Origin of the sequence: uncultured Amaricoccus sp. (assembly GCF_937858865.1) — a bacterium.
In the GTDB taxonomy this organism is placed as follows: Bacteria; Pseudomonadota; Alphaproteobacteria; order Rhodobacterales; family Rhodobacteraceae; genus Amaricoccus.
On sequence record NZ_CALLYO010000545.1, the window covers coordinates 1 to 4,510 of the forward strand.

The 4,510-nt window shown below is 70.0% G+C and carries 5 protein-coding genes; 3 read left to right on the forward strand and 2 right to left on the reverse strand.

Going from position 1 to position 4,510, the window contains the following annotated elements:
- The 3 genes from Q0112_RS16065 to Q0112_RS16075 all read left to right on the forward strand — a co-directional run.
- Positions 1 to 593, forward strand: a 593-nt coding sequence (locus Q0112_RS16065) for a Sir2 family NAD-dependent protein deacetylase (protein ID WP_297976988.1), incomplete at its 5' end; no start/stop codon positions are given.
- A gap of 52 nt (positions 594 to 645) precedes the next feature.
- Positions 646 to 1,446: a class I SAM-dependent methyltransferase gene (locus tag Q0112_RS16070; RefSeq protein WP_297976989.1), complete on the forward strand. Its 801-nt coding sequence runs from the start codon at positions 646 to 648 to the stop codon at positions 1,444 to 1,446.
- A gap of 155 nt (positions 1,447 to 1,601) precedes the next feature.
- On the forward strand, positions 1,602 to 2,606 hold the full coding sequence (locus tag Q0112_RS16075) for a BMP family protein (RefSeq protein WP_297976990.1): 1,005 nt from the start codon (positions 1,602 to 1,604) through the stop codon (positions 2,604 to 2,606).
- 130 nt (positions 2,607 to 2,736) lie between these two features.
- Here the strand turns inward: Q0112_RS16075 and glnA are convergent, their stop codons facing one another.
- Both glnA and Q0112_RS16085 read right to left on the reverse strand, forming a co-directional pair.
- Entirely contained in the window at positions 2,737 to 4,146 is a 1,410-nt protein-coding gene (gene glnA, locus Q0112_RS16080) for a type I glutamate--ammonia ligase (RefSeq protein ID WP_297976991.1), read from the reverse strand.
- A 42-nt stretch (positions 4,147 to 4,188) separates the two neighbouring features.
- Positions 4,189 to 4,509, reverse strand: coding sequence for a P-II family nitrogen regulator (locus Q0112_RS16085; protein ID WP_297976992.1), 321 nt, complete (start codon positions 4,507 to 4,509; stop codon positions 4,189 to 4,191).
- Position 4,510: the final 1 nt, after the last annotated feature.

The window sequence follows — 4,510 nt, forward strand, 5'->3', positions numbered from 1 at the left end:
CGATGCAGCTCGCGACGCCCGAGGCCTTCGCCCGCGACCCGGCGCGGGTGCACGAATTCTACAACCTCCGCCGGCGGAACCTCCGCGCCGCGGCGCCGAACGCCGCCCATGCCGCGCTCGTCCGGCTGGCGGCGGGGACCGAGCTCTTCCTCTGCACGCAGAACATCGACGACCTGCACGAACGGGCGGGGTCGCCGCAGGTGCACCACATGCACGGCGAGCTCCTCACCGCCCGTTGCGGCTGGTGCGGACGGCGCGAGGCCTGCCGCGGCGACCTCTCGGTCGAGACGATCTGCGAGGGTTGCTGGCAGACCGGCGCCATGCGGCCGGACGTGGTCTGGTTCGGCGAGATGCCGATCGGCCTCGACCGGATCGAGGCGGCGCTCACCGCGGCCGACCTCTTCGTCGCCGTCGGCACCTCCGGCGCGGTCTATCCGGCGGCGGGCTACGTGGCACAGGCGCGGGCGGCCGGCATTCCGACCGTCGAGCTCAACCTCGCGCCGTCGGACAATGCCGGCGTCTTCGACGACGCCCGCTACGGCCCCGCGACCGAGGTGGTGCCGGCGTTCGTGGCCGACCTCCTGGCGCGATGACGCGGGCGCGCCTGGACCTGCGACTCCGGCGCCTTCGTGGTAGGATATGCGGATGGGCGACGAGGCGAAGCACGACGCCTGGACCGCCGGCCAGAGCTACGAGGCCTACATGGGCCGCTGGAGCCGGCAGGTGGCGGCGGCGTTCCTGGCCCGGCTCGATGCGCCTGCCGGGGCGGACTGGGTCGAGCTCGGCTGCGGCACCGGGGCGCTGACGGCGGCCGTGCTGGCCGCCGGCGCGCCGCGCTCGCTCGTCGCCGTCGATCCCTCGGAGGACTTCCTGGCGGCGGCACGGGCGGCGGTGCCCGACCCGCGGGTGCGCTTCGAGCGCGGGCAGGCGGGCGCGCTGCCGGCGGCCGACGCGACGATCGACGTCGCGGTCTCGGGGCTGGTGCTGAACTTCGTCCCCGACCGGCCGGCGGCGCTCGCCGACCTCCTCCGGGCGCTGCGGCCGGGGGGGTGGCTCGCCTTCTACGTCTGGGACTATGCCGGGGGCGGGCTCGAGTTCGTCGACCGCTTCTGGAAGGCGGCGGCGGAGCTCGACCCCGCGGCCGCCGCCCTCGACGAGGCGCGCCGCTTCCCCTTCACGACCCGCCATGCCATCGCGGCCGAATGCGCCGCCGCCGGCTTCGATGACGTCGGCGTCGAGCCGGTCGAGATCGCGACGGTCTTCGCCGACTTCGCCGACTTCTGGACGCCCTTCACCCTTGGCGCCGGCCCGGCGCCGGGCTACTGCGCCAGCCTCGCCCCGGAGCGCCGGGCCGCGCTCCGCGAGCGGCTGGAGGGACGGCTCGGCAGCGGACCGATCGCGATGGGCGCTCGCGCCTGGGCGGCACGGGGACAGGCGTCGTCCTGAGCTGCGGCACAAGCCGCAAGGTTGGTGATTCGGGCCTTTGGCGCGCGATCTTCAGGAACGACTTGAAGGAGCTTCAGGCTGTTCGAGGTTCCGGCAGCGCCGACCCCGGATAGTATCGCCTTCCCGACCCGACTCCCGTGGAGGACTTCCGAAAAATGCAGATAGCCAGGCGCGCGGTTCTGACCGCGCTCATCGCCGCCGGCAGCGTCCCGGCCTTGCCGGCGGCGCTGCTCGCCGCGGACCAGCCGCTCGCGATCGCCATGCTGATCCCCGGCCGGATCGACGACGGCGGCTTCATGCAGGCCGGCTACAACGGCCTCGTCGCGATCGGCGACGAGCTCGGGGCCGAGACCCGCTACATCGACGGGATCCCGCCCCAGCCCGAGGCGATGGCCACGGCGCTGCGCGAGCTCGCCGCCTCCGGCCCGGACATGGTCATCGCTCACGGCGGCCAGACCGCCCCGGCGGTCGAGATCGTCGCCGCCGAATTTCCCGACGTGCGCTTCACGGTGGTGCAGGGCGCGCTGACCGGCCCGAACGTCGCGAGCTACGAGGTCCTGCAGGAGGAATCGGCCTGGCTCGCCGGCGCCGCCGCCGGCCTGCTGACCGAGACCGGCACGGTCGGGCACATCTCCGGCATCCGCGTGCCGCCGGGGCTCAAGGGCCGCGGCGCCTTCTACCACGGCCTCATGCACACCAATCCGGAGGCGAAGTTCCTGACGATCTTCGCCGGCGACCAGGACGACAACGAGCTCTCGCACAAGGTGGCGGCGGCCGAGATCGACGCCGGCGCCGACATCGTCTTCACCATGCTGAATGCCGGCCGCACCGGCGCGATCGAGGCGATGCGCGAGAAGGGGGTGAAGCAGATCGGCAACGTGCGCGACTGGTACGCCGATCACCCCGACGTCTTCGTCGCCTCGGCGATCGCCAACGTGTCGATCCCCTCGCTGCAGGCGGCGCGCGACCTCGCCGCCGGCAAGTGGGAGCCCGGCGTGGTGCGCCAGATCGGCCTCGAGGATCCGGCGGCGGTGTCGCTGGCGCTGGCGCCCGACGTGCCCGCGGAGACGCGTGCCCGGGTGGAGGCGCTCGCCGCGGACATCGTCGCCGGAACGATCGAGGTGTCGGTCGACTACGACGGCCCCGAGTTCCAGCCCTGACGCACGGCACGGGGGCCGTTCCGAGCGGCGTTAACCTTCCTTGCGAAAGCGTTGATGCGAACCGGAACGGCCTTTGATACCAGCAGGTTGCCCGGGTGGGCGCGCGCGCCCACCCGCGCCCGGATCTCCGTCAGAGCGAATAGTACATCTGGTATTCGACCGGATGGGGCGTGTGCTCCATCGTGTAGACCTCGGGCCACTTGAGCGCGATGTAGGCGGCGATCTGGTCGCTGGTGAAGACGTCGCCGTGCAGCAGGAACTCGTGGTCCTGCTCGAGGCAGGTCAGCGCCTCGCGCAGGCTGCCGCAGACGGTCGGGATCTCGGCCAGCTCCTCCGGCGGCAGGTCGTAGAGGTCCTTGTCCGAGGCCGGGCCGGGATCGATCTTCCCCCGGATGCCGTCGATGCCGGCCATCAGCAGCGCCGCGAAGCCGAGGTAGGGGTTGGCGCAGGGGTCGGGGAAGCGGGCCTCGACGCGCTTGGCCTTCGGGTTCTCCGACCAGGGGATGCGGATCGAGGCCGAGCGGTTGCGCGCCGAGTAGGCGAGCAGAACCGGCGCCTCGAAGCCCGGGATCAGCCGCTTGTAGCTGTTGGTCGTCGGGTTGGTGAAGGCGTTGATCGTCTTGGCGTGCTTGAGGATGCCGCCGATGAACCAGAGCGCCTCGTTCGAGAGGTCGGCATACTTGTCGCCGGCGAAGACCGGCTTGCCGCCCTTGAAGATCGACATGTTGACGTGCATGCCCGAGCCGTTGTCGCCGTAGTAGGGCTTCGGCATGAAGGTCGCGCTCTTGCCGTAGGCGGCGGCGACGTTCTGGATCACGTACTTGTACTTCAGGATGTTGTCGGCCTGCTGGGTCAGCGAGCCGAAGATCATCCCGAGCTCGTGCTGCGGCGAGGCGACCTCGTGGTGGTGCTTGTCGACCTTCATCCCCATCCGCTTCATCGTCGAGAGCATCTCGCCGCGGATGTCCTGCCCGGCATCGACCGGCGGCACCGGGAAGTAGCCGCCCTTCACGCCCGGGCGGTGGCCCATGTTGCCCATCTCGTAGTGGGTGTCGGTGTTCCAGGCCGCATCCACCGCATCGACCTCGAAGGACACCTTGTTGGGCTTGTTCGAGAAGCGCACGTCGTCGAAGAGGAAGAACTCCGCCTCCGGCCCGAAGTAGGAGACGTCGCCGATGCCGGTCTGCTTCAGGAAGGCCTCGGCCTTCAGCGCCGTGCCGCGCGGGTCGCGGTCGTAGGGCTCGTTGGTGTCGGGCTCGAGCACCGAACAGTGCAGGCAGAGCGTCTTCTCGGCGAAGAAGGGATCGACATAGGCCGAGCCCGTGTCGGGCATCAGCTTCATGTCCGACTTGTCGATCGACTTCCAGCCGGCGATCGAGGAGCCGTCGAACATGAAGCCCTCGTCGAGGAAGTCCTCGTCGACGAGATCGGCGACGATGGTCACATGCTGCAGCTTGCCGCGCGGGTCGCAGAAGCGCAGGTCGACATAGGCGATGTCCTCGTCCTTGAGGGACTTCAGGACGGTTTTCTTGTCACTCATCTCGGTTCCTTGGGCCTAGAATGTCTTTCTCGGGCGGATGGCTCAGAGCGCGTCGTTGCCTTCCTCGCCCGTGCGGATGCGGATCGCCTGCTCGACCGGCATGACGAAGATCTTGCCGTCGCCGATCTTGCCGGTCTTGGCGGCGTTGATGATCGCCTCGATCGCCTGGTCGACCTGCTCGTCGGCCAGCACCACCTCGATCTTCACCTTGGGCAGGAAGTCGACGACGTACTCGGCGCCGCGGTAGAGCTCGGTATGGCCCTTCTGCCGCCCGAACCCCTTGGCCTCGATGACGCTGAGGCCCTGGATGCCGATCTCCTGCAGCGCCTCCTTCACCTCGTCGAGCTTGAACGGCTTGATGATG